This window comes from Vibrio harveyi NBRC 15634 = ATCC 14126 = KCTC 12724, assembly GCF_001591145.1.
Taxonomy (GTDB): domain Bacteria; phylum Pseudomonadota; class Gammaproteobacteria; order Enterobacterales; family Vibrionaceae; genus Vibrio; species Vibrio harveyi.
Genome location: NZ_BCUF01000111.1, coordinates 1 through 2,132 on the forward strand (window position 1 = coordinate 1; position 2,132 = coordinate 2,132).

Sequence of the window (2,132 nt, forward strand, 5' to 3'; positions counted from 1 at the left end):
CGAATCACTCTTAAACAGTTTGTTATAGCTCAGCGATGTGCGACAGGGTTTCTGGATGACGCTGAACCAACTTTAGAAGAGTTACTGCTTGTCCATTTGGTGCGCTACGCCCTTGTTCCCAGTTTTCTAACGTACGAGATGATGTGTGCAACAAACGAGCAAACACACCACGAGACATATTAAACTGCTCTCGAATACTCACGATTTCATCAGGTGAGATATTTAACTCACTGATGTCGTTAACTTGATGAGTTTTAAGGGTAAGCTTGCCCTCTGAATGCTCTTTAGCCTCAACAAGTGCTGAACTTAACTCCGCAAATAAATTACGATTGCTCATTACGCCACGCCTCCATAAAAGCCTTTAGTTGTTTCTTTTGGTCTACGGTTAAGTCGGACATTTCATTCTTGCCGTAAATCGTCAGCAAGTAGAAACGACGCTTTTCATCGAGGAAGTAATAGATAACGCGAGAGCCACCACGCTTGCCCTTACCTTTACTTGCAACTCGAATCTTTCGCAAACCACCTGTACCTTGAATCACGTCACCCTGCTTCGGGTTAGACATTAACTCTGCTTGAAAAAGCCTAAACTCATCATCGCTGAGATATTCATTACGGTACTTTTCAAATATGGTTGATTCGACAAATACACTTTTCATACGCAAAGTATACGCAAGTAACGTACAGATAGCAAAACTATACGTGATTAACGTAGCTATAATTTTTGGAGCAGTAAATCTGACCTGAGCTATAACGCCCAATTAAGGGGTGAACAACGCCTCTCCCCAAACCTAAAGCATTGTGCCATAAACACTAAATTTGAAGTAGAAGCAAAAGTGCCAAGCGTTGTGAATCCCTCTTAAATTGCTTGTTATGCATATCGCGCCACATCAGAGGAATGTACAATTAAACTATTGACCCGTCTATAAGGCTAGGGTTCAAGATGCACATTCGGTCAAACAATGGAGCAAATATGCTAACTGTCACTCAAATCGCGAAACAGTTCGGAGTTTCTCGTACCACTATTTTGTACTACGAAAAAGAAGAACTACTGGTACCTGCTTGTCGTTCTGAGAATGGATACCGCTGGTATGGTGAGAAAGAGATTGAACGATTAGAAGCGATTACCTCCTATCGTTCGTACGGGCTATCAGTTTCCAGTATTCGCACGTTATTAGACCGTAATAGGGAGTCTCAAACCCAAATATTGAAAGACCATTTCAATGAGTTGGAAAGAGAAATCCAAAACCTACGAGCACAGCAAAAGGCTGTGGTCGTGTTGCTTCAAGAACCAAGTCTATTAGAGGAAAATATTGTGAATAAAGAACGCTGGGTAGAAATCATGGTTGCCGCAGGATTCACTGAAACCGATATGGTCAAGTGGCATCAGAAGTTTGAAGAACTAGAGCCTAATGAACACCAGAAATTCCTTGAATCTCTCGGCATTTCTGGTGAGGAAATCACTAAGATTCGAGCTCTATAGAGTGAAAATAGCCTCAAGGAAGAGGCTATTATGCATAACGCCCAATTAACGTGTGAGCAACGCAGTCACTGAACTTGAAAACTGCGCCGTAAACACTAAACTCAACTCGAAGTGAAAGCGCCAAGCGTTGCGAATCACTGTTGAATTGTTTGTTATGTTTTACCACAAACATATGATTTACTTGAGAAAGAACTGCTATTTACAACTAGTTTTCTGAAGCAAACCACAAGGTCAGAACCGACTTGACCGCCAAAGGCGACTAACCCAAAACCAGTAATTCCACTTCACTGCCCAATGAGGCAACCTGACTTACATTCAACAAGTGCCCTCGTTTCTTCTCACAACAGCGCCAAACAGAGGTCAGTTGCCGAGACAACTGCCAAGGTGGGATGCTAATTGGAAAAGAACCTAGAGGCGACTTTAAGCCAGAGTAACTGAAACCTAGCCAGCTCGACCTGACAATGAAGCAACCCACGAAAATTGGCATGTTTTACAGGCTGAGTGATTCAAGAACTTAGACCGACTATGCGGATTTGCTGAGTCTACTAGGGACGGATTGCCCGAGGGACAAAGAACTAAAGCCTAAGACATTTAAGCCCTTGAAATACAAGTAAACATAACGCCCTGTTAAGGTGTGAGCAACGCAATACCA

The 2,132-nt window shown here is 42.6% G+C and carries 3 protein-coding genes; 1 reads left to right on the forward strand and 2 read right to left on the reverse strand.

The genetic code is table 11. The annotated features are described in order from the left end of the window. Nucleotides 1-22: 22 nt before the first annotated feature. Nucleotides 23-337: a helix-turn-helix domain-containing protein gene (locus VHA02S_RS24585; RefSeq protein WP_038899623.1), complete on the reverse strand. Its 315-nt coding sequence runs from the start codon at nt 335-337 to the stop codon at nt 23-25. Beyond that, nucleotides 324-656, reverse strand: a complete 333-nt coding sequence (locus VHA02S_RS24590; protein WP_038883034.1) for a type II toxin-antitoxin system RelE/ParE family toxin — start codon at nt 654-656, stop codon at nt 324-326. The genes VHA02S_RS24585 and VHA02S_RS24590 overlap by 14 nt, the downstream gene beginning before the upstream one ends. Nucleotides 657-970: 314 nt before the next feature. Between VHA02S_RS24590 and VHA02S_RS24595 the strand changes: the two genes are divergently transcribed. Next, nucleotides 971-1,480, forward strand: coding sequence for a MerR family transcriptional regulator (locus VHA02S_RS24595; protein WP_038899622.1), 510 nt, complete (start codon nt 971-973; stop codon nt 1,478-1,480). Nucleotides 1,481-2,132: the final 652 nt, after the last annotated feature.

Bases quoted from the DNA above. Each gene is read 5' to 3' on its own strand.
- VHA02S_RS24585 (WP_038899623.1), bottom strand. From the start codon at position 337: ATGAGCAATCGTAATTTATTTGCGGAGTTAAGTTCAGCACTTGTTGAG.
- VHA02S_RS24590 (WP_038883034.1), bottom strand. From the start codon at position 656: ATGAAAAGTGTATTTGTCGAATCAACCATATTTGAAAAGTACCGTAAT.
- VHA02S_RS24595 (WP_038899622.1), top strand. From the start codon at position 971: ATGCTAACTGTCACTCAAATCGCGAAACAGTTCGGAGTTTCTCGTACC.